At 36.5% G+C, this 23,109-nt stretch carries 25 protein-coding genes; 7 read left to right on the top strand and 18 right to left on the bottom strand.

Translation table 11 applies throughout. The features are described 5' to 3' along the window. Positions 1-148 precede the first annotated feature (148 nt). Positions 149-532, top strand: coding sequence for a hypothetical protein (locus ACHABW_RS02790; protein ID WP_435753948.1), 384 nt, complete (start codon positions 149-151; stop codon positions 530-532). A 311-nt stretch (positions 533-843) separates the two neighbouring features. Here ACHABW_RS02790 and ACHABW_RS02785 read toward each other — a convergent pair whose 3' ends face one another. Next, the gene (locus ACHABW_RS02785) at positions 844-1,047 is read right to left on the bottom strand and encodes a hypothetical protein (RefSeq protein WP_435753947.1); all 204 of its coding nucleotides are present in this window, start codon (positions 1,045-1,047) and stop codon (positions 844-846) included. 972 nt (positions 1,048-2,019) lie between these two features. Here ACHABW_RS02785 and recJ point away from each other — a divergent pair. Both recJ and ACHABW_RS02775 read left to right on the top strand, forming a co-directional pair. Then, positions 2,020-3,666, top strand: a complete 1,647-nt coding sequence (recJ, locus tag ACHABW_RS02780) for a single-stranded-DNA-specific exonuclease RecJ (RefSeq protein ID WP_435753946.1) — start codon at positions 2,020-2,022, stop codon at positions 3,664-3,666. A 320-nt stretch (positions 3,667-3,986) separates the two neighbouring features. Further along, positions 3,987-4,214, top strand: coding sequence for a hypothetical protein (locus ACHABW_RS02775; RefSeq protein ID WP_435753945.1), 228 nt, complete (start codon positions 3,987-3,989; stop codon positions 4,212-4,214). A gap of 375 nt (positions 4,215-4,589) precedes the next feature. On the opposite strand, the gene ACHABW_RS02770 is transcribed toward ACHABW_RS02775, so the two are convergent. From ACHABW_RS02770 to ACHABW_RS02755, 4 genes are all read right to left on the bottom strand, one after another. Beyond that, positions 4,590-5,825, bottom strand: coding sequence for a thermonuclease family protein (locus ACHABW_RS02770; protein ID WP_435753944.1), 1,236 nt, complete (start codon positions 5,823-5,825; stop codon positions 4,590-4,592). After that, a complete protein-coding gene (locus ACHABW_RS02765) occupies positions 5,825-6,871 on the bottom strand; it encodes a hypothetical protein (RefSeq protein ID WP_435753943.1) in 1,047 nt (348 codons plus the stop codon). The genes ACHABW_RS02770 and ACHABW_RS02765 overlap by 1 nt, the downstream gene beginning before the upstream one ends. Positions 6,872-7,196: 325 nt before the next feature. Next, positions 7,197-7,556, bottom strand: coding sequence for a hypothetical protein (locus tag ACHABW_RS02760; RefSeq protein WP_435753942.1), 360 nt, complete (start codon positions 7,554-7,556; stop codon positions 7,197-7,199). Between the two features lie 334 nt (positions 7,557-7,890). Beyond that, complete coding sequence (locus ACHABW_RS02755) at positions 7,891-8,052, bottom strand: prepilin-type N-terminal cleavage/methylation domain-containing protein (RefSeq protein WP_435753941.1); 162 nt, start codon at positions 8,050-8,052, stop codon at positions 7,891-7,893. 137 nt (positions 8,053-8,189) lie between these two features. Between ACHABW_RS02755 and ACHABW_RS02750 the strand changes: the two genes are divergently transcribed. Beyond that, positions 8,190-8,345, top strand: coding sequence for a hypothetical protein (locus ACHABW_RS02750; protein ID WP_435753940.1), 156 nt, complete (start codon positions 8,190-8,192; stop codon positions 8,343-8,345). 77 nt (positions 8,346-8,422) lie between these two features. Here the strand turns inward: ACHABW_RS02750 and comGB are convergent, their stop codons facing one another. The 3 genes from comGB to ACHABW_RS02735 form a co-directional block, all read right to left on the bottom strand. Further along, on the bottom strand, positions 8,423-9,445 hold the full coding sequence (gene comGB / locus ACHABW_RS02745; RefSeq protein ID WP_435753939.1) for a competence type IV pilus assembly protein ComGB: 1,023 nt from the start codon (positions 9,443-9,445) through the stop codon (positions 8,423-8,425). Beyond that, positions 9,442-9,840 (bottom strand): ATPase, T2SS/T4P/T4SS family, encoded by a 399-nt coding sequence (locus ACHABW_RS02740; RefSeq protein ID WP_435753938.1) that lies wholly within the window; start codon positions 9,838-9,840, stop codon positions 9,442-9,444. The genes comGB and ACHABW_RS02740 overlap by 4 nt, the downstream gene beginning before the upstream one ends. A gap of 110 nt (positions 9,841-9,950) precedes the next feature. Next, positions 9,951-10,433, bottom strand: a complete 483-nt coding sequence (locus tag ACHABW_RS02735; protein ID WP_435753937.1) for a hypothetical protein — start codon at positions 10,431-10,433, stop codon at positions 9,951-9,953. Positions 10,434-10,585: 152 nt separating this feature from the next. Between ACHABW_RS02735 and ACHABW_RS02730 the strand changes: the two genes are divergently transcribed. Further along, positions 10,586-10,858, top strand: coding sequence for a hypothetical protein (locus tag ACHABW_RS02730; RefSeq protein ID WP_435753936.1), 273 nt, complete (start codon positions 10,586-10,588; stop codon positions 10,856-10,858). A 168-nt stretch (positions 10,859-11,026) separates the two neighbouring features. After that, on the top strand, positions 11,027-11,356 hold the full coding sequence (locus ACHABW_RS02725) for a hypothetical protein (protein WP_435753935.1): 330 nt from the start codon (positions 11,027-11,029) through the stop codon (positions 11,354-11,356). A gap of 116 nt (positions 11,357-11,472) precedes the next feature. On the opposite strand, the gene ACHABW_RS02720 is transcribed toward ACHABW_RS02725, so the two are convergent. The 5 genes from ACHABW_RS02720 to ACHABW_RS02700 all read right to left on the bottom strand — a co-directional run bounded on the left by ACHABW_RS02720 (position 11,473) and on the right by ACHABW_RS02700 (position 18,514). Further along, positions 11,473-12,585, bottom strand: a complete 1,113-nt coding sequence (locus ACHABW_RS02720) for a peptidoglycan-binding protein (protein WP_435753934.1) — start codon at positions 12,583-12,585, stop codon at positions 11,473-11,475. Continuing rightward, positions 12,585-13,049 carry a phage holin family protein gene (locus ACHABW_RS02715; RefSeq protein WP_435753933.1) on the bottom strand — a complete coding sequence of 155 codons (465 nt, stop codon included), beginning with the start codon at positions 13,047-13,049 and terminating at the stop codon, positions 12,585-12,587. Before ACHABW_RS02715 ends, ACHABW_RS02720 begins: the two co-directional genes overlap by 1 nt. Before the next feature lie 54 nt (positions 13,050-13,103). Further along, positions 13,104-13,469 carry a DUF2513 domain-containing protein gene (locus ACHABW_RS02710; protein ID WP_435753932.1) on the bottom strand — a complete coding sequence of 122 codons (366 nt, stop codon included), beginning with the start codon at positions 13,467-13,469 and terminating at the stop codon, positions 13,104-13,106. Between the two features lie 117 nt (positions 13,470-13,586). Further along, positions 13,587-13,745 (bottom strand): hypothetical protein, encoded by a 159-nt coding sequence (locus ACHABW_RS02705; RefSeq protein WP_435753931.1) that lies wholly within the window; start codon positions 13,743-13,745, stop codon positions 13,587-13,589. Then, on the bottom strand, positions 13,745-18,514 hold the full coding sequence (locus ACHABW_RS02700) for a phage tail spike protein (protein WP_435753930.1): 4,770 nt from the start codon (positions 18,512-18,514) through the stop codon (positions 13,745-13,747). Before ACHABW_RS02700 ends, ACHABW_RS02705 begins: the two co-directional genes overlap by 1 nt. A 62-nt stretch (positions 18,515-18,576) precedes the next feature. Here ACHABW_RS02700 and ACHABW_RS02695 point away from each other — a divergent pair, with 62 nt between their 5' ends. Beyond that, entirely contained in the window at positions 18,577-18,765 is a 189-nt protein-coding gene (locus tag ACHABW_RS02695; protein ID WP_435753929.1) for a hypothetical protein, read from the top strand. Here the strand turns inward: ACHABW_RS02695 and ACHABW_RS02690 are convergent. The 5 genes from ACHABW_RS02690 to ACHABW_RS02670 are packed head-to-tail and all read right to left on the bottom strand — an operon-like array spanning position 18,758 to position 23,090. Further along, complete coding sequence (locus tag ACHABW_RS02690; RefSeq protein WP_435753928.1) at positions 18,758-18,940, bottom strand: hypothetical protein; 183 nt, start codon at positions 18,938-18,940, stop codon at positions 18,758-18,760. The genes ACHABW_RS02695 and ACHABW_RS02690 overlap by 8 nt on opposite strands. A gap of 13 nt (positions 18,941-18,953) precedes the next feature. Further along, on the bottom strand, positions 18,954-20,387 hold the full coding sequence (locus tag ACHABW_RS02685) for a distal tail protein Dit (protein ID WP_435753927.1): 1,434 nt from the start codon (positions 20,385-20,387) through the stop codon (positions 18,954-18,956). Then, the gene (locus tag ACHABW_RS02680) at positions 20,380-22,410 is read right to left on the bottom strand and encodes a hypothetical protein (protein ID WP_435753926.1); all 2,031 of its coding nucleotides are present in this window, start codon (positions 22,408-22,410) and stop codon (positions 20,380-20,382) included. Before ACHABW_RS02680 ends, ACHABW_RS02685 begins: the two co-directional genes overlap by 8 nt. Before the next feature lie 36 nt (positions 22,411-22,446). Next, positions 22,447-22,683 carry a hypothetical protein gene (locus ACHABW_RS02675; RefSeq protein WP_435753925.1) on the bottom strand — a complete coding sequence of 79 codons (237 nt, stop codon included), beginning with the start codon at positions 22,681-22,683 and terminating at the stop codon, positions 22,447-22,449. Positions 22,684-22,742: 59 nt separating this feature from the next. Continuing rightward, positions 22,743-23,090, bottom strand: coding sequence for a hypothetical protein (locus ACHABW_RS02670; protein WP_435753924.1), 348 nt, complete (start codon positions 23,088-23,090; stop codon positions 22,743-22,745). Between the last annotated feature and the right edge of the window lie 19 nt (positions 23,091-23,109).

Genomic DNA, 23,109 nt, shown 5'->3' with positions numbered 1-23,109 from the left:
CAACAAAATCCATCCGACCACTTCTAATGAGAAGAGGTGGTTATGACAAGCTTCTTCCGTAGAAAACTGTTTATGAAATGAAATTAAACATATTTTTGATATTAATGTTATGGTTAAATGGTAGGAATTTTAAAAGGAGAGGATAATTTTGAACAGAAACAATACTGTACGTTTAGAAATATTGACCAATAATGACAAGCTTTTTCAAAGATTTGAACATGCATTTCTTTCGATTGCAAAAAAATATATAGAATGTACTCCTATTGATGTATCTAATATAAACTTCGAAAAGACAAAAAATCATATTATCGTATTGTACGATTATAATAGTTTGGAATTAAAATATGCTTTTGAATGTGAAGAAGGCTCTGTACAACAAAAAGCTTCGCTTCCTAACGGTGAAATAGTAGATTCTTACATGGAGTTCTGGATAAAATGGGTAGTGGAAGGCTTTTTTTTAGACGAATTAGAAGTTGAATCAAAACACACTGAAATAACCTTTAGTAACAAGGATGTCATGAAAACGATTTAAAGATTAAAATGATTATGTCATTAGCTCAGAATAATTAAATATAGTGTTAATAGGGATAAATACTCGCAAAGTTAGTTTAATAATAAAATATACCTCCCTTATTAAAGGAAACTTTCCATTAACGTCATAACAGAAACTACACCTTTACTACAATAAAAGTTTTTCATATTCAGTAGGTTTTAGTCTTCATCTTTTTTAAAAACCTTCTTTATTCCTGAAGCACTAAGTACGCCTATAAGACCGCATATTAGTCCTCCTGTCTTTCTCCTAGCCCTTGGTGCTGATGAAATCCAGTGCCCCACTGCAACATTTTAATATGTTCTATCAGACGAATTCCTTTTCTTCGGTAATGTATGCTGGGGAATCTTTCGTATTAGCAATTGGATTCCTTTCTCTAAAAGCATAATCGTCTCGTTTAATTCTTCACGGTTATTTTGATCAGCAAGATATATTTCTTTGATACATAAAGATATAAGATCCCTTCGTTGTTGTAGGTACTTTTCCCTATTCTTCATTTTTCCTCCTTAATCAATTAAGTTATAAAAAGTAAGCTTATAAAATGTAAGCTTCAGTTGTAAAAAAAATATACAGAATATTTTGAATAATTAATAATGTACAGGGTTGTATATTATGTTTTTGCTTGGGTATTTTATATAGGCTCTCGTAGTAATGTATCTTCTGTTATTCAAATAAGCAATCATCATGGGATGTTTAATCCGTAATCTCTTAAATAATTCAAAGTTCAGTTGCACTGATGGCGCAGGTGGTCTTATTTTGACTTCGCCTACTTTCACATTCGCCGCACTTATTTTTTACATGACACTAATTTTAGAATTCAATTCCTAAAATGATAAAGGTTCATCCCCTTCATTTCTAAGAAAGAAATTATAAATTTTCTAAAGTAGCCAGCCACCAGGTTACATACTTAAGAAAAATACGGGTAATGATAAATATGTGAGGTGATATTGGTGAATAAAATTACATTGAATGAACTTTGCTATGCAGGTGAATACAAAAATCTATTAAGTTTGAAGTCTAATTTAATCAATTATAAAAGGAAAGGGCACCTATTTTTTAGAGAAAGGGTCTTTAACCTTAATCCATTTGAAAAGTTTGAACTTTATTATTACATGACTAAGGGAAACATTGATTATAGGAACGCCTTTCCTATACCAAAAAGTAGTTATGATTGTTTTCGTTTACGAAAAGATTCCCTAGATTCACTAAAAGACTTCTACTGCTCATATTACAGAGTTGAAGATATTTCCGATGATTATTTTATGGGCCTACATAGATTTGTAGGAGAAGATTATGTGTGGTTTTACAATAAAACGTAATATCTATATGGCTTAAAATCTATTTAATATCAGTTTCTACCCCCGAAACCATATAGAACCTTTAAAATTTCTATAGGAAGTATCTTATGATTTATTTTTATACCACCTTCATATTTGTAACAAACTTAGTAATAAAAGGAGTACGTATGAATGAAAGAATGGCAAAAAGCAACAATTCAAACATCTCAAGACCAACATTTGATCCATTATCTATCCAGGAAATTTAATATCGATCCCATAGTGATGAAGGTCCTATGCAGGAAGAGATTAAAAAATGAAGATGTGATCAGTGAGTTTTTTTATCCTTCGATTGAAGATTTACATGACCCCTTTTTATTAAACGACATGAGAAAAGCTGTCGGTCGGATCATTCAAGGAATGAAGCGGAAGGAAAAAATTATGATATTTGGAGATTATGATGCGGATGGAATTACGTCATCTGTGGTGCTCTATAGAGGATTACGTTTTTTTGGAGCAAACGTGGATATCCAACTACCTTCAAGGGCAGAGGGATATGGTTTGTCGGCTGAAGCGGTGAAGCGTCTTTCTTATGAGGGTGTAACGCTATTAATTACGGTGGATAACGGAACAAGTGCACATGATGCCATGAAACAAGCAAAACAAGAAGGGATCGAAGTGATTGTCACCGATCATCATGAAGTGTTGGGAAAACACCCAACGTGTCATGCCTTTATCAATCCTAAAAGAAGTGATAATACCTACCCCTTCCCTCATTTAGCTGGGGTTGGCGTAGCTTTTAAAGTGGTACATGCCCTCTTTTTAGCGGCAAAATGGAACTTTGGAAAACATCTTTGGAGATTTATTGAAATGACTGCTTTAGGGACGGTTGCTGATATGATGCCTCTCATTGGGGAAAATCGAATCATCGTTAAATCTGGGATCTATAAAATGGATACGGGTCCAGAGCCTACATTGAAGAAACTGTTTAACTGTTTAAAGCTATCCCGTATCGACAGTACAACCCTTTCTTTTCAAGTTGCACCGATTTTGAATTCTTGCGGCCGCATTGATAATCCCAATGTTGCCGCTCAGCTTTTTATGAAGGAAAACACCAAAACAGTAGAAATTTACGCTTTAATTGAGTTAAACAAAAAGCGCAAGGCTATGGTAGAAGAACAGTTTATGATTGCGGATTCTCTGGTGAAAGATCACTATCTTTTTTTAGATGAGCTTATTGTTGTATGGGGTGATTTTCATGAAGGTTTAATCGGTATTCTTGCAGCAAGAATAACGGAAAATTATCATAAACCCGCTATTGTTATATCACTTAACGGGAAAGGGTCGGCTAGAAGCGTGCAAAACTCCAAATTTTCTATTGTGAAAACGATCCAACGATGTTCAACTTATTTGAAAAGTTATGGTGGCCATCAAGCGGCTGCTGGATTAAATATTAATATGGATAAAGTAAAAGAATTTTCAATAGCCATTCAATTATCAGCAGTTAAGGAGACACTCATAAAATCAATCATTCATTATGAACATCAGTTTGCCATTACGAAGTTTCCAAAGAATTTATTTGATGATCTTGCTATGCTCGAACCATTTGGAATGGGGAACCCCATGCCCATCTTTCATAGTGGAGAAATTTCTATCAAAGACTACCGAACCTTTGGTCGTTATCACGATCACGTTTCCTTTACTTTTGGTAAAAATGAAGCTATTGCCTTTCGTCAAGTACAACAATTAAAATCATTTCGGAGGAATATGGAGTTTCTCTATACGCCAAATTTAAATGAAAAATCGAAGTTTTTAGTCCGTGATATACGTAACGTGTAACGAATTATATTTGATACTTAATAAAAAGAAAAGCACCTGTATGTGAAGGTACTTTTGAACAAAAAGGGTAATAATCCTTTAATTTTTAGATTGAAATGTCTAGTCCGCCATTTGTTTCCATGGAGTATGTGCACCATCAAAACTTCTAAAGTTCGATTAAAATGGAGTAACAATAAAAATACTTAACAGTTCCTTGATCAATAGTTCTGTTGAAGTCAATTAAAGAGAGAAAGTGGTCATAACGGCTATATTATTCTTGTACAATTAGCATTTGACAAAAGGAACATTTGTTCTTATCCTTGATATAAGGTGGGCTGATTGTGATCGATATTGAAAGGAAGATTTACCGAATCGTTTGGAATATTAATCTAACACAAAAGCGTTATACGAAATATCAGGAATTACTAAGAAAAACGGGGCGAGATGAGAAGGGGCTGAATGAAGCATTGCAAAGTCTCGTTGATCAGGAGGTTATCTGGTGGGATCAGACTAAATCAAAAGATGTGGCATTTAGGAAAGAGCCTTACTATTCTTTACTCGGCCATTGAAGTGGAATGAATAAATCATGTCTTCAATATGAGATTGGCTCAACTTTATCTTGTATGAATTTTGATTTTGAAACTTATCTGTCCAACTAACAGATCTTCAAAAGGTAAAGGGCAACCACTATATATAGATAATTTCATTTCTCTTACTTCACCAGTTCGAAATGCTGTTGCAATTTCTTCAAAAAAACTAATATTGCTTTACCATTCATTAGTCGTTTCAATGTTATTTACGTTCAAATTTAAGTGCCTATAATATACACAAGTGAAGAAATATCAAGAAAAAAATGACTACAAATTGCTGGACAATTTAGTAGCCATTTTACGGTTATATTTTATGTTGCAATTGCTCACGGAACCCGTACAGTTATTGTATATCTATTGCAAAGAATCACAAGCTATTCCGTCTGTATCTCTATTTAGGTCATGAGGGTCATTTTCAGGACCTCCTGCAGCCTCAAAGAAAGCTTGAGCTGCAGCATGATCACCGTTAAAGTCACCACAGTTTCTATCTGGTCCATTGGGGTCAAACATTAAATTTGAATTATTTTGTTCAGGCTCAGATTCAGGCTCAGGCTCAGACACAGGTTCTTCTTCCTCTTCATAGTGATAGCCATGGTCATGATCCACGTGAGCATAACCAGGTATCGACCATACACCGATTCCAGCATCTATGGCGGGTTGTTGTGCCGCATGAAATTCTTCAAGCATAGTTAGGTCGTTGTAAAGATAGGCTGTAGTTGCTAGCCCTTCACCTAAAAGCATTTCTTGTATAGTTTCATCACCAAGATAAACATAAGCCAGCATTCGGTCATAGTTGTCTCTTTCTTCAGAACCAACTTTAACACGAACTTTTTCCCCTTCCAATTTATCCTTTACAAACTGAGAAGCTTCAGGGCCATATGGTTCAACACCTTTTTGAGGATGTACTGTTTCTGGTGTGTCAATTAGTAGTAAACGGATATCTTCAGTCTTTCCATTCATTGAAACTTCAATAGTGTCACCGTCAATGACACGTGTAACTGTAGCATTCGTTTCATTTTTCTTTTTCTCGGCCTCTGCTATAGCTTTGGCTTCAATTTCTTTCTCAGCTTCCTTTTGTTTTGCTTCTTCTTCAGCTTTTTTAGCTTCTTCTTCTTCTTCCTCTTGTGCCTTTTCATTTGCTAGTGACTTTTCTAGTATTTCTTCTTTCTCTTTCTCGATCTCTGCTTTAGCTTTGGCTTCCATTTCTTCCTCAGCTTCTTTTTGTTTTGCTTTTTCTTCAGCTTTTTCAGCTTCTTCCTCTTGTGCTTTTTCATTTGTTAGTGACTTATGATCATTAGATTCTTCAGAAGATACTTGTTCTTCATTAACTACTTCTGTAATTTCAGATGTAGTTGGTGCGTCATCACCAGCCCCTTGGGCTCCAAAACCGACTATAATTATGAATAACCCTGTCAATGCAATACTCAATGGTTTTTTGGACTTAGCACCTAGTTCTTTGTTTATGGATAATTCTGTGAAGCCCCATATTGCTATACCTATACCAATTACTAATCCAAGGGTTGCCAGAGGAAAATTAATAAGAAAAACAATAAAAATAATTATACCTATTAATGCGAAGCAACCTGCCATTATTCCACCTCCTCAACAAACTTAAATCCTTTGGTTTTTAAGAACTTCATATTATGGTGGAATGATTCAATCGTATCTGAGCAGTCAATATTATCGAAATTGGTAGCTTTAATATCATCTCTCGACATCTTTACAGATAAAATACAGCCGTAATCTTCTGAATTATCAACAAATGAGTCATCATAAACATTTACTTGAACAAGTTGAATAGGTAGTAATGCAAAAAATTCACGTGCAATTCTTAAGACGCAACTACAAACATAATCCTGATACAACTGAAAATATTTACCTTTTGGAATAGCCCTTTTCGAAAGTTTCCCTGTTTTAGTGAGAGACAAGGTTGTCTCGGGAATTGCCTCTTTATTTTGAACTTGTAATTTGATAACAGCCTTATCACCAGTTTTATGAATTCCGAAATTTATAGAACTACCTAGTTGAAATATTTCTTCAAACGGATTAATATTTTCTAGGGCTTCTTCCATTGCTATTACATCACCAAGTACTATTTTTTTTGCAATAAGGATGTCTTTATCCCAGTCATCAATTAATTCTTGGTCCTTTTCTTGCGCTTGAGGAATACTTTCCTTCCATTTCCTAATTCGAGCCTCCGCTCGGTTAAAAAAGTTATCCCGCCAAGTTGCCTTGTATTCCTCTATGAATCGATTAATTTCAGTGACATGTGGGCCGTGTTCCTTTACATCGAAGGGACGAGGTGAATGAACAATTTCATTCCAATTTAAATCATCACTAACCTCTTTATGAACACTTATTAGCATTTCTATGTGAGCCTCATGCTTTTCTACTTCAAACTTTGCCTGTTCATGTTTATTTTCCTTAGTCATCTGTTTATCTTCTTGTTGTTTAATAAGATCGTAATTAATCCGTTGGGGGCGCTTGTTTCTAGATCCAGCTATTCTCTGATTATATGAGAGTCCTGCCTCGGAAATTGATGATCCCACAGATCGTTCTCTGGAGCTAGCTTTCGTTGTATCTTCTTTTCCTCCAATGGGTGGGTTTACCCCATTTCCCTTAAAATTAAGACTCAAAAAGTCCACCCCTCATTTTTATCCATAGAATAATAAATCGATAATATATAAGTTTTGTTAATAATTTGCATATGTTCTGTCATCTATGACCTATTTTCTCTTTAAGTTATATCATTAGACAAAGTAGGCAGGAATTCCTTTCTTTTGTCGTAATTAGTTCTTTTTGTACTCACAATAAATATGTGCTGCAATTAGATATAAAGAACTCACATGTTACGGACTTCTCTTTTATCACGTACCAATACCAAATGGAATAGTATGGTAATTAGCTGTAAATTTCCCTTTGCTAGTTACCAAAATTTATCTCGAACTAATTATCAAGTTATTACTTTAATCGACACTTGATTATATAACGGCATTTAGCAAGTATATCAAACTCTATTTCGCTGATATAAATCATATGGGCCACTTTATTTCTAATTTTAGTTAAATGGGATAAGGTTTCAATTTCTGCGGGAGTAAAACATGAAGTTAAAGGCGGATACTTCTCGAAGTAACTAATTAGCTCATTAAAATTTGATCTTACTAACGGTTTTTTTTCACCAAATTTGTATTGCCATTGTAGGCCGTAATCTTTCATTAGTGTCCAGTTAATATAGTTCCTCAATTTTATTTCAATTTCGAACAACAGGCTATATGCTTCTGTCATGGTGTCGGATTGTGGTTTTATTGGTTCTCTTATCATTGTGATGATGCTCCTTTCGGGGAATTAGTTGGGGTTTTAATTTATATTACTATAAATCTAATAGAAATTGTAGAATTTTCTGAAAAAAACAGAAAAATATTGATCAAATCATTGTTTCGATTCTCACTATAAATTGCAGTTCACTTCACCTTAAAGCCCTAGAAAGTATTTATCTAATCGTAATTCTGTTTAATACGAACTCATCTACTTCAATACTAGTTGTCTTTCTTGCTAAAGTGTAAATTATCTTGTGAAGACAACCTTATGTTTATTTATGCATCAAACCTGATTTAAAATTCAAATATTGTAAGACTTTATTCATCATAGTACAATTTTATTTAACATGTAGTTCTTTAATTACCATGGAAACACTATTTTTATCAAATACATTTGGTAAAACGATCAATAGTAATATTGAAATAATTACTAACACAATCATCATTTCAATAAGAGTAAAAGCACTTTCTGATTTTAAAGTTCGGATAATTTTTTTCATCTTATGCACATCCTTTATATTGTTTGTAAAGATATCGAAAATAATATCGAAATTTTCTATTAATTATTTTACAGTTCGGGTATAATTCGTAGATAGGATTCATATACGTGAGTTAATTGATATAGGGAGGTATTTTTTTGTCAGCACTGTCTAAACACATAGCCGAGGCTCACACAAAAACAATAACGTTAGAATTAGGAAGATTGTTAACACAAAAGGAAAAGGATTTCATAAACTGGTTCAGTAAAAAACAGTCTTTAGAGGATTTTCAAAAAGCGAACAGAGAAACATGAGGCCTTGCATTTGCAGGGTTTTTTTTGCTGTACTTTAGATAATTTTACGTGGATTGTAAATAGAACTTTATATTTTCTCACCAACCTTCAAGAATTGAAAAAATAGGTAACATCATAGACAGGAATAAGAATAGGATCATAACCCCGATCACACATAAGAATATTGGTTGAAAATAACCTATATAACGGAACATTTTCTCATGCATGTGTTGAAATAAAAATGTGGAAAAGCGCTCTAATTCGTCTCCTAATCGTCCTTTCGATTCTCCAAGCGCAATAACGGAGGATAATTGATCTAGATAGACATTCTTTTTCTGTATCAACTCTGGGAATGATTCACCAGCTTGAAGACCAAAAGAGATTGCTTGAGCATCAAATCTAAAAAAATCTAAATAAGAATCTTTTTCTATCATTCTCAAAGCATCGTGTAATGAAAGACCATTCTTTAACATCGGCGCTAATTGGGAAGTTAAATAATATGTTAAGAGGTGTCTCAAGTAATTATTAAGCAAGGGGACTTTAAGAAGAGTTTGAACTTGTTCTAGTAGAGGTTTACGTCGTAGCCAATAGATTAATAAAAATATACCCAGAGCTATTACCAGAATCAGCGGTATTTTTACCCATTCGGAAAAAATTAATAATACTTTAGTCATTAATGGTAGCTCTTGATCCATTGTTTCAAAAAAAGTTTGAAATCTGGGCAGCACACCTTCTATCATCAAGGATCCTAACATAACAAAACCCATAAATAGAAAACAAGGATAATGTAAGATTTTTTTCGTCTTTTGTTTTAAATCATGGCGTTTCTTTAAAATAACAGATGCTTGCAATAATCCTTTTTGGAAATCCCCAAAACGTTCAATAAACAACAAATAACTGACTAGTTCTTTTGAAAATGATGCATCTAAAAGTTGGTCAGAAAAACTTTCTCCGACTATCAACTGGCCATATAGTCCTTCCAGCCATTCTTTTTTACTTCCTGCTGTAAAAGCAGTATATAATTGAATTGTTTCAGAGAGTGCATAACCTTCCTTTAACAAAGCTGATAGTTGAAATAAAAAGTCTCCACGCTCACCATCATGACGAAATGCTTTTTTCACGTTTCATATCCACCTTTCCCTCGCCGCGTCCATTCGGCAGCAGGAAGATATCCCAGAGATATTCCTTTTCTTAGCCAACTATTTAATTTTAATCGCGGTACAGTCAATTCCCCTTCAGTGCCTAATATTCTCATCGCTGTTTTCAGTTCATCTTCAATAAGTAATTCATAAATCGCCCCCCTTCGTCGTTTTCGTCTTATACGGCAATAAATTTGACATTCCTCTCCACAATATGGACACATCAAATCCACTAGTCGTTGTGCCACAATTCCATGGAGTGTTTCCTCTAAATCTGTAAGACTGACTCCTAAATCCAATAGCCTCTTTAAAGCCCCCGTCGTCGAACTGCTATGTAATGTTGTTACCACTAAATGTCTAGTAAGAATAATAGGCACATACAAAATTAACCTAAAAAATAATACCGAGTATCAGCATGAAAACAAAAACGACCGCGGTATCAATTACTGCATTCGACCACACTTCTCTTCTTTCCAAAGTAGTCGGTTTATCTCGCTGTGGAAGATACTTGATTTCCGTTAACTCTGACTCCAATTCCTTTTGGATTTCCGTAGTTTTGGGTAAAGGTTTTCGGTGGCTCAGGAACCTCCCGTTCTCGTCTCTCACTACTGGCTGCATTTCGGACGTCCGACTCTCTTTCGGGTTCTCCTGGCTCCACGTTTCTAACACTTTCAATAACAATTTCTGTTCCTTCTTGCTCAGATTCTGCATAGACGTCTACCCCTTTCTCTTCTCGTTTCCACTCTTTCCACCGCCACGGACCACCGTCTGAAAGTCTATCCCACGGCGGGGGAGACAACGAGACGTCTGTTTCAGACGCCTTTTGTAACTGTGCTGTAAACACTGCCGAAAAGGGTGCGCTGAATATTGCAAGCCTAATCAACTGATTTACATTAAATCCTGTTTCTTTTGCAACTTGCTCTAACCATTCTTTAAAAGCATCATCCATTCTGATCGTTGGTCGGTACATAAATCCTCCTTTAAAATTGTTGGGACGTCCATAAAATATACGGGAGTTTCATCTGTAATATGCTATAAAATTCTGAATATTAACTTTCCACCGTTGTAAATTAATGGTACCTTTAGGACAGGAATTATTATATCTAAGGAGGAATACATAAAATGGGATTATGGGATAAGATGAAAGAAGGGGCTAAAAACTCCATTAAAGAGGAACAAGAAAAACAAGCAGCTGCTAAAGCAAGAATAGAGAAAATGGATGCAGAAGGAATTCCTTATTGTCCGAAATGTAAATCCGAATCACTTTCCACGGAGAAACGTGGTTTTAAATTAGGGAGAGCTTTAATATTTGCTCCGGCCGGATTCATTGGAAGAAAGAAAATTGAGTTGCATTGTTTAAAGTGTGGGAATAAATTTAAGGCAGCACTGAAATAAAAAGGATGATAACATGAGTTTAAAAAGTAGAATATATAAGTTTTTACGTATCTGGAATGACGCTTCAGCCGTTAGGAAGGGTAAGGTAGGTAAGAGGATCGGAAGGCGCGTGACTGGAAGGATTACTGGTAAGGGCATAGGAAAATTTTTTAAGTAGGAGAATGAAGGGTGAATTTCAAAGATTTTAAAAGCGTTAATGGGATGCCGAAGAATGATTTCAAATTAGATGCAAGAGAGCCTAATTATGAAGACTGGATTTCTGAGTCTGTTAATCACATGAGAAACCAAACGGAAAAAATGATAAGTGATCTTATACAACATCTGAATATTTCTTTTGAAGATTTAGGTGATAGAGTGGAGATTCAAGAAGAAAAAGGGGTAAAAAATTATTATGCAGACGGTAAACTTGTCATAACTGAATACCCTGTCCATATAGAAGGGACGAAAGATGGTGTTACTAAAGCGACAAAACGAATAAGAGAATGGTATAAACAATAGCCCCCACTCGCAATGAGTGAGGGTCTTTTTGTGACTAAAATCAGGAGTGTATTTATAGCATGTCCAATAATTAATTAAATATCACATAAAACACTTTATGGTACCAAAGCGTTTTCCTATTTAAATAACATCTGAAATGTTTGTGGGCCAGCAATACCATCTTTAGCAAGGTTCTTTGTACTTTGGAAATTACGTACTGCATTACGAGTTCGAGTGCCGAATACTCCGTCAATCTTGCCTAGTTTAAATCCTCTGCAATGAAGAATAGCTTGGAGAATCCACGTGATGTTACCTCTTGCACCTTCTTTTAAGTTGATACAAGCCTTACGAGTGTTGGGTCCAAACTTACCATCAACGACTAAACGTGCTGACGTCTGTCTATTCAATTCTGTTTGTAATCCACGGACGAGAGCACCTTTTGTTTCGTCACCATAGATATTATCTACAGAAATCTTTAATCTGTAGCGACTGTTTAGAGTTGATTGGATGGTTGCCGTTGTACCAGTAACTGTCTTTGGTTTGCTTTGTTTGACTGGTGTAGGTTTTGAAACTTTAACTTTCCCCAGGCTGATAACTTGTCCAATCTTTAACTTACTAGGATCCACACCTTTATTATATTCGATCACTTCATCAACACTTATACCCTCGATTTCATTCGCGATTGACCAGAAGGTATCTCCTTCTTGGATTGTGTACGTGTCCGGTAGATCCGTAGCTTTTACAGCTGCAATCTCTTTATTATTAGCAATGATCGACCGATAGTCAATTTCAGGGCAAGCCTTCCATGCATAATCAGGAAATTCATTGTGCCCCCGTGTTCTCTTGTAATTAGGCATATCAACTTTTAATGCACGAACTAGAGCAGCCAATGATTCTTTTTGCTCTTTAGTCGGTTCCTCTGTTCGGAAGTCACCAGATAAACATATCCCGATTGCAAAGCGATTACTATTACCTACGTGATATGTTCTCAATCCTATATCATGACACCACTTGATTGTTCCATCTGTTTCGATTACAAAAGGATAAGCGACCCCTGGCCAAAATAAATTGAATACATGATATTTTGCGTAACCCTCAGCATTAGAGCCGGATTGACCTTGTTTAGTGAGTGAATGGTGAACGGCAATGTCTGTTTTAACTCGGATACCATCATCTTTATATCTTAAGCTACTATGCCTTGCGAGCGAATTACGGACGTCTTTGAGTTTTGCTAGTTTTTTAAATTCCATTATTCTTCATCCCCTTTTTGATCTTGCTTATCTTGGTAATAACTTTTTGACTGGAACACTTCTATTGCTTTTTCGAGAGGAGTGGGAACCTTCATCCCCATTTTCCCTAGATTTTCTGTGATACTAATAAACTCGTTTACTAGATAATAAAGGATTGTTGCCCCCATCACGGATACATTTAAATCTCCAATTGCAATTGATGATCCCATGAGCTCTAGGTAAACCATATCGATCTGATAAGATATTGCTACTAAACCGAAAATCATAATCTTTTTTGGGATACCCCAGAACCCAACTTGAGCATTGAGCTTCCCTTTATAAGCAGCTGCTGTAACTCCACTTACATAATCAAAACTGACGAAAAAAATAAGCGTTCCTAGTAGGACGCTCCATTCACCAAATAAGTATGAGAGCACAAACGCCCCTCCTGCTGTTATTACCTTTGCATAGTTGATTAAATCCATATTTAGCCTCCTTTATCATAATAAAAAGCACCCCGGGTGGAGGTGCTTAATAAATCATTCTATTCCCATGTGTTTCCTTGCTTGCATTTTTAAATATTCTTTCAGAACATCTATTGGAACACTTCCTATCTGCATTCCTTTTTCCTTTAGTGTTTCTTTTGATTTTTCCCAAATAGTACTATTTTCGGCAACTTCTAAAAAATCATGTCCAGAAGAAGTGATTCTTAATTTAAAATAGATTGGCGGCTCTCCACCTAGAAAAGCTTTCCTATCTGATTCAATAAGACCTTTTTCCGTTAATAAGTACATGTGGTAATCTTCTTTTTCAGAGCTAGGAGATATTTGGGCTCCCGGGTTATACTTGTCTTTAAATTGAATTAACAAATCCCTTATCATTTCATTGTCTCTTTCCATACTCATTTGCCATCCCCCCCTATCTACACATTACGACAGTTAGGGCATAAATTTCTAGTTTTTTCGCTCGCCAATTACCGACAAATTATCATAAGCCAGTGGGTTAAACATACATTAATACTTCTATTGATCTCTTCCTTTTACCTTTCTGTTGGTTGCTGCCTCCCTTCTTTTGTTATTTTTTTCTCTATCGTTAGGCGTCTTTATAACACGCCTTTTCACACCTTTCTCGACTACTTCGGTTTCAACTCGTTTCTTTCTGGTATACCAAACGTTTTCCATTATACAACCTCTCCCTCTAAGTTTTCGTAATCGTTCATATCAGCGTAAAACGCACCTTCGTGACCTATTCTTTCACCGACAAATCTAATATCAGCCACACCTTCACCTTCTATAATGATAAAGTTTGCACCCTTTTCGACTACTTTTCCGTTGTTAGGAAAGGCTGCGAATTTAACGACTGTCTTTAAATACGTTGCATCCAGGTAAATCTTAGTTCCAGCAACATCTATCGGCATGTCAAACTCGATATATTCCAGTAAAACTTGCGGACTATCAATCGGAGACATACCTAGATTTTCACCGTCAATTTCAATAGAACCGCCGGACTTCGTACCATTCGGATAGAAAGAGTGTCTGAAAGCGCCATTCTGATAAAAACTAACTTCGTCAGTTGCCGGATTGATAATCATACTACCGTTATGATTCCCTTTTTTACTTCGTACTCTTATCCGATCATCAAAAGTTATTTCTCCGGATGCCGTACTACCACCGCTAAACTCCATCGAATAGTTTGTTTTAATAGGAGCGCTGAGATCGATTAAGCTAGTGTTTATAAGTCCTAAGAATAAAGTACCTGAACTAGCACTAATCCCAACATTTCCATTACCGTAATCTCTTAGCATTAAATTACCGGATGCACTAGTGACACCTGTCGTTTGAATCCATTTATTTATTACTAGAACATCGCTTGAATTTAACCTAATCGTTCCGTGATCGTGTCCTAGTCGTGTAATTTCAATCGAATCACCGTATACTGCATCTGCAATTACAGCTTGTGAATCTAAAATACCTCCAGGGATCGCTAAAATAGCGCTACCACCAGTTTCAGTCGTAAAATTTAGCTGATTATCAATCCCGGACTCTTGTTTAAATCGAAAGTAACCTGCATGAACAAGAGGATTAAAACCTAACCGCATAATATCTAGTGCTACTAGATTAGAACTTGAAATAGTAGGACTTTCTATCTTTACCGATTGAGACAATAATTTACCACTAAACGTACCACTTGCACCACTTAAATTGCCTGCAAAACTTACATTTCCATTTGCATCAACTTTAAATTGTCCGTTACCTATATCTAATCCATTCAAAGATTTAATATGTTCAGTTGAAATAGAAGCAGCAATTATATGTGTTGCAGTAACTGTATTTGCTCTTAAATTAGCTCCGTCAATTTCTAAGGTATCAGCATGCCTCCAAAGATCTTGAATGTTTTTAGATTTGTTAGCTTCTAATACACTTATGTCAACCTCTTTGACAACAGGTAAAGCATTCCAAACAGTTTTAGGAGCAGTTGAACTATTCGACCAGTTTAAGAATCGAATTAAAAGTTGTTTAGTATTGCCTGTAAATTGAAAGTTGTAATTATTATTCTCACCTAAATTTCTAGTAAGGTTAGTATCACTAATATCCATACCAGCCGGAAGAATATAGAAAGTATGTTTCCTCCATGTTGTTGTTGGTCCATAACCAGATACACCATAGGGGTTTGAGTTTTCTGCACCTTTAGCACCTGATCCTTTAGGAATTGAATATGAACCTATCGTAGAACCGCTACTATTATAAGCATAGTGTCCTAAATAAACTAAACCTGTCGTAACATCTGCTTGTAACCACATTGTAACTTCGTACATCTTACTTGTGTCAACATCAAACCTGCTGGAAAAATGTTGAGCATTTCCTGATGAATAAGATTGAACTTGTTTTATTGTTTTTCCGTCTCCAAATAGACGTGACACTAAAGATGTACCTGACCAATCCAAAGTATCTGTTGCATTGGGATTATTTACTAGATTTAATTCTCCAGCAGGCCCTTGTGGTCCGGTTTCTCCGGTACTTCCTGTATCTCCTTTATCCCCTTTTGATCCTTTAATTAATGTCCATTTATAAGAAGCCGGATCTGTTGAATCTGCACTTATGAAATCAGTATATTGCCCTATATACGTTTTATTAGTTGAATCTGTTGTAGAAAATCCTGAAGTACCTGTAGAATTAGTTGCATAAGCTAAGTGAAAATATGAAGTTTCTCCGTTTTCTCCGGTATCTCCCGGAATTCCCTGATCTCCTTTTGATCCCTTAATTAAACTCCAATTATACATAGCCGGATCTGTAGAATCGGTAGAAATAGAATCTACATACATTCCTACATAAGTTTTATTAGTTGAATCACTTGTAGAAAAACCAGTAGATCCATCAGAACTAGTTGCATAAGCAATATGAGTATATGAAGGTGAGCCGTCTTCTCCCGGATCTCCCGGAAAACCTTGATCCCCTTTTTCACCTTTTACTAACGTCCAAGAATAATCAGAATACATCGTGCTTTCAACAGTTGTGAATTTATTGTACGCTACACCCATGTAATCCTTCCCCGTCGGAGAATCGGACATCCCGCTAGTCGGTGTGTCGGCATACTTTATCCATGAGTAGGTTATTGGACCAACCCAAGAAGCCCCAATGATATTACCGTTGTTTGTTCCTACTGAATCTTTTACAACATCGCCCGCTCCGTCATCTAGTTTCCAATACCCAACAAGTCCTGTCTCAGTCCCTACCAATTCCGTATTCATATTACTTTGTATTTCTTCCTGTGTTCTAGCAACATCCCAAACACGAACATCCGAAATGCCACCATCCCAACACCTTGTGGAAGAAAGACCTTCTATATTCCCTACTTTTAACGTCCCTATGTCCGTGTAATCGATAGACAAAATTGAGGTAGAAATGTCACCTCTAAATTCCCCGTTTATATACACCCTTTGCGTCGTCCCGTCCCAAGCCCCAGCAACATGAATCCATTCACCCAGGTTGATGGTAATGTTAGAGCTAAGTTGATGTTGCAAAGCAAATGTTACTGTCCCGTCACTTTTTACTCCTAACCAATACCCTTTACCGCTTGTGTTTCCTCTTCCTCCGATAAATCTAACTGCATTTGAAGAGTGTAAATCTAGCCTCACCCATGCCTCCATAGTAATACTAGTAGAGGGAGAGGTTGACGACGGATAATCAACATAATCACCAACCTCTTCAAACTCAAGGTGTGTGAATATCTCACCAGATTCACCTTTATCTCCTTTAATCAAAGACCATACATAATCGCCATAAGTTGTTGACTCTGTAGAAGTTGTTTTATTATAAGCAACACCCATATATTCCTTGCCTGTCGGATCATCGCTCATTCCTGATGTTGGTGTATCAGCATATTTTAACCAAGTATAATATGTGATACCATCATCACCTACGGTTCCTTGCGGACCTTCAATCTTAGACCAAGTATAATCACTAGCAATGTCGCTTTCTATGTCTGTAGTTTTATTGTAAGCAAAACCAATATGAGATTTGCCATCAGGTAACTGAGTCATTCCATTACCACTTGAATCATCGGCATATTTAACCCATGTAAATAAACTTTGCCCTTCCGGTCCTTGCGGTCCTTCTATTCCTTGTGGACCAGACGGACCAGATACCCATTCTAAACCATTCCAAGTCTTCCAAATAATATTATCACTATCGGTAGTATCGATCCATATAACGCTAGTATCATCAGGAGGTAAATTACTTTCAATGCGTTTCTTCTCGGCATATTGTTCTGTAAATATTGTACTGTCATCAAATACGGAAGTATCCTTAGAATCGATTTCTACTTTATCATAAGTACGATCTAATAACTGCTGCTCAGTTATTTTTAGTGCAAGAGCCTTTCGAAGAGAGTTGAAAAGTTCTCGTAGATCTTCCTCTTCAAATTCGATATAGTCTCCTAAAACAAATGTTTTCTGTGACGTGTCACTGATTGAACGTTGGATTTTCTTCACTCGCGCCTCAAGATATAGAGCCGGAGAATAGGAAGTATCCTTAATTCGAACAGTGTCACCGAAACGTACCTTCTCATGTTCCAATCCAAACACGTCTTCAATGCTCACCTGGTCAGCTTCGTACTCTACTACTGTATTAACTCGTTTAGCTAGTTCGGCTTGTCCGAGTGATTCTAAACGTGAAGCCGTCATATCCTCGTCTTCTGAAGTTGGTTCGTAGACATCCCACAAATGATTATTATTCCGACTCCAACGCTGTCTTGCATCCTCATCCTTAACATCGACTATTAAACGTAAGCCGTCATCCTGTTCAGGTCCTATACAACGAAGCGCTGTGACGATCTCGTCAGATGTTTCTGAACGCTTTACTCCGATTAAATCTTTACCAACTGTGATTTCTTTCCCATTAAACACACGTCTAATAGGGATAAGGTCAACAAAACGACCAATAATTTTATTCCCGTCCGTCTCTACACGAAAGCGCAACTCTAATCCAAACTCGCGAGCAATTTTCTTTAAAGCTGAAAATGGATTCGTATAGTTTTCAAAGGTGATAGAGCGTATTCCTGCGTACTCCATATACCCTCTTTGCCATTCGGTACCGATTAAAACATTGTCTGTAGCAGTGTTAACGGTAGCTCCTTCTAATGTTTTAGGATTGATGACTTTCGATTTTTTTAAATCAAGATAGGAGGCTTTAGCATAAACCTCTTTGTCATCTTTATATTTGATCGTGTTATTAATGATAAGTTCGCGGTAGAAACCGTCTTCGTCTTTTATAAGCACTCTGTTTCGACTTTTTAAATGCTCACTTTGATCGTAAGTTGTTGTGAAATCGAACGTCTCTAGATATGATTCTAAATCAAGTACATGAACATCATCCCAAAATAACTTCGATTTATTGCTATAGTAATCAACGATCGTATCTGTTTGATGATCTAAAATGTGTATGTTTGGCAAAATAAACCTCCTATCTCTTCCCAAAAAATAGTAGAATAGGTTTTGGAAAGGGGGTAAGTGTAATGGATAATTCACAAGACTTGGTAAGAAGAGCATTTCAAAAACACGGTGTTGATAATCTAGAATTAGAGAAAGCAATTTCCGATATTTTGAATCAAGCTCTTGATTCTAGAAGTCTCTCTAAAAGGATTTGGAAAGATGTTATTGAGCATTATGAAAGAGATAAACGAATAAAAGACAATTTTAGGTAATGGTAAATTCTTGTCCGTAAATAGAATCTTCTAAAAGCGAACATTTTAAAACTAGCAATTCAAGGCGTTCTTCTGTTGTTTTGGCGCTTTGAATTGCTTCATTTACAACAGTTAACGTAGCACCTCTACTAAATCCTTCTGTAAAATCAATAATTTCTTTCGCGGTTTTTCCCATTACTCTTCGCCTCCTATTTATATTTCGATATCCAACTAATCTGCGTATCAAAAGCACCTTCGGGGTACGTGAATAAGTAATTATCCCCTTTATCTAATGCAAAATAAGTACCACCAAAATCTTTTAAATCAGTTCTTGCCTCTCCGTTTATTGTCATCAGTTCTTGTTTCATATCGAAAACAATTTCGTCTCCTTGATTGACAATATACGGAACTCCATCAGCTTGTTCATTAATACGCCAAACCTTACAATCGTAAATACCCATTGCACCTGCCGTAAACGCTCCGTACTCTCCTGTGTGAACAACAATCTGGCTAACATTACGTGTAAATACTTGATCGTTATCTGTCCAGGAGACGCTACGAATTGTATGATGTTTTCCTGTTGCTTGGTCAATCTTGGCAATATAGGCATACCAAACCTTGCCACGCCTTTGTAATCGGAGCATTCCATAGAAATTATTCCAGTTGCCTTTTTTATCCCCGTACTCATTTATCATGTGATAATTAACTGTACCGTCTCCTAGCCTTGCTTCACCGACTGCAAGTGCTTCGCCATTCCGAGTGTCTTTCATCGCCATCTTACCAACAACTTGATTTAGGTCATCTAGTAAGTAGATTTCTACGCGTCCTACGTTATTGTTTTGATTCCACATACCGACTATAGCTTCCATACGAAAATCCAACAAAGGAGCTTCTGGAATACTCGTCTTTGGTGCTGGACCATGCCACCCTGAGCCAGTGCCGTAACTTGATGCTTCAAATCTCGTACCGTTTGAAACCATCGTTCCAGCAACCTCTCCATCGATACCGCTTGCAGTTGTCCATCCGGTTGTACTACTCATATTGTTCGTGAGTAGGCGTTCAAATTCTTGGAATGAACTGTTTTCTGCAACGTCAACAGGTCTTCCCATCATTAAATAGTCCTTGTCTCCTTTTGCGACCAAAAATGAGGTAACACTTTCTTTAGCGGTTGCGGTAATCAATGGATAAGCTTCAGCAGTGCCTTCATTTGCAATGGATATTGCATCGTCTAGGAATTGATACGGTCCTTGTTCTTGACCATATTTATGCGGATCTGGGCAGACAAAATGAAGTGTACCTTCTCCTATATCAATAATTTCTTTAAAATCATCGATTGCTCCATCAAACACCGCATAATAGGTTTTATTCGGCCTATCAGAATAGATAAGTGGCGAAGGTTCCTCTGTTACTAGCCAATTAGCCAACTCTTCTTCAATTTCTTCCATATTCCGATCATTAGCTATGATTGTTATAGGGATGGATAAAGGAAGTTCATCTACTTCAGATCTATTAAGGTGTGCCCCTTTCATTCCGGGAACTTTTAACATGTTTCTATTAATTGGTGCGAAAGGAGGGCGTTGCTTCCCTTGACTAATGATTAACCAAGGTTTTTGAATACCATTAAATGTGATTGTTTTAGGCAAAACTATCCCTCCTTCCTTTTTTTCTATTCTGTTGTTCTGTTATAGTCTTTTCAAGTATCTTCCCTACTTCTCGGTCATTCATAATAATATTTTTACCTTCTCTTACTGCTTGGATTAATTCAATTAGCAGCCTATCTATACTCCCATTCCCTAACTCTCCTGCTCTATCTAGGGGAGTTACCCTGGCACCTTTAACGCCAGAAAGAATTTCTGGACCCGCATCCCCAACAATTACAGAATTATTGTCCCGAATATTTCCACCTTTTGCTAACATTGGTATGTTTGGTGTACTTAGACTCACTGAGGGGATGTTTAATTCAGGTCCAAAAGGAATTTTAATTGAACTTCCACCTATTTTTAACTGCAAATTATTCCATTTTCTAATAATCCAGTTAACAGCACCTTTAAAAGCGTCTTTTAAGCCATCAAACATTCCAGAAGCAGCGCTTGAAAATTTTCCTTTTAATCCACCAAAGAAAGTTACTAGATCACTAACTTTACCCTTTATCCATTCAACCGTTGTCTTCCATATTTCTTTCAATTTATCGCCTAAAAATCTCGTAGCAGCGACAATTTTATCCCAGTTTGCAATGATGATAACGACTAGACCTATTATTGTAGCAATAACCCATCCAACAGGACCCATTGCAATTAACCAAGCCGCTGCCATTCTTGCCGCTTGCGCCATAGCTTGCGCTCCCATGAATACCCATCGTGCAACCATTGTTATGGCAGTAGCTATATGTGTTGCAACTGCTGATAGAGCTGCTACCTTTGTAGCTAACCATGCTCTAACCTGTTTGGCTGCTGATATAGTAGCTTGTACTCCTGCTAAAATCCATTGAACAATTAATCTAGTAGCAATCAATGCAGCATAAGCAATAATAATTGGCTGTACAATAGCCCAATGCTCTTCTATTTTTTCCGCTAGCCATCCGACTGTATCAATGACTCCATTTATTAATTCTTCAATTTTTTCAAAAGTTAGGGTGAAAGCTTCTTTAATTAATGGCAGATTTGGTTCTATCCATTCCCATAATTCTATTAGTGCTGGTAATGCATGTTCTCTTAAAACATCAATTAAATTATTAAGAATCTCATGAGCTGATCCAAAGGCATCCACAAAAAACTCTTTAATTTTAGGGATATTCGGCTCTATCCATTCCCACAAACTCATTAATACTGGTAATGCCTCAACTGTGATAAATTCACTTATTTTTCTTATTGCAGATTCCATTAGACCAAAAGCATTTTCAGTTAAATATTGAATTTTTGGCATCTGTGCTTCAAACCAACCGAACATTCCCTGTAGCATTGGTAAAAGATTAATGGCTATTTCCGTAACAAAGAAGCTGACTTTCTCCTTCATATTTTCTACGGTTATTCGAAAGTCATTTGCCTTTTTTAAATCTTCTTCAGAGATAATATTCGCTTTTCCTTTAGCATTGTCCATCGCCTCTGCACCTAGATCAACGACAGGAGCCAGTTCTTTCCATGATCCACCGAATAAATCAGTACCTATCTTCGCCCGGTCTGTTTTGTCCCCTACCCCTGACAAGGCTTTAGTAAGTACGTCCATTCGTTCATCTGCACTCATATTTTCAATTTCAGCTAATGATAACCCTAACTTTCCTAGTGCTTCTTGTCCTTTATGTCCTTCCACACTCATTGTGTCTAAGTTTTTTGTTAATTTTAACGAAGCGTTTGCAACTGCATCAGTAGCAACGCCAGCTTCTTCAGTGACTTTTCTCCACTCTTGTATAGCTTCCGTTGTCATACCAGTTGTAGAGTTTAAATCAAGTATTTCGTCAGCGGTGTTACCTACTTTAATTCCTAACCCAATCATTGCACCAACTGCTACTGTGGCTCCTGCTGCCAAGGCGGCACCAAATTTAGCAGCTGTCTTAATACCGCCTTTTAACCTATCCCCCATCGACTTGGTCTTTTTATCTGTTCTTGAAATACTTGCATTCGCTTCTTTATCATCGATGAGTATGCGACCAAACATTTTAAACAGTTCCATAATATCACCCTCTTCCTGGGCATAAAAAAAGAACCCCTATTGAGGTTTCTTCACTTTACTTTTTAACTTGTTAAAAGTTTCTTCCACCGTTTCATAGGTTTTTTGTTGTTGAGGTGCTTTCATTTTCTTTAAATATTCGCTGAACGGCACAAAGGTGGTTTCGTCATCCATTTTATTATAATCAACAAGCCACCTCTCCCAAGCTTGTTTCTCAAATGCTTTTTCTGAAGCTTTAGCTAGAAGTCTAGTGATATTAGCAACAGGTAATCTCAAAACATAGTTGAAATCATAGAAGCTATGCAATAAAGAGAGTGATTCTTCGTATCCACCTATTACATAGCTTGTTTGAAAAAATCAACTAGCTCGGGATCTGTAAAAATCTTCTTAATTGTTCCTATCGTTTTAGAAAGAGCCTGTTTTCTGACTTCACTTGGAGTCTTATTCTTTTGCGCGATGGAAACAATGTGGAAAAACTCCTCTTTCACTTTTCCAGAGTTTTTTAAGATGTGTTTGGCTGCGTCAATTGCAACTGACAAATAATCGTCTGTATCAATTTCCTTTTTTACTAAATTCTTTCTATATCCATCAAAATCAACTTTGTCATAAATAGCTGCCACGTAAGGAAGCATATCAAAGGCTTGTTCGCTGTCAATCGGTTTATCTTTCACTTCTTCTGTCATAGTTACCTCCTAATAAATA

This window comes from Salipaludibacillus sp. CF4.18, from assembly GCF_051262595.1.
Classification (GTDB): Bacteria; Bacillota; Bacilli; order Bacillales; family Salisediminibacteriaceae; genus Salipaludibacillus; species Salipaludibacillus neizhouensis.
Note: the sequence above shows the minus strand (reverse complement) of the source record. Positions and strands in the feature narration are given on the sequence as shown.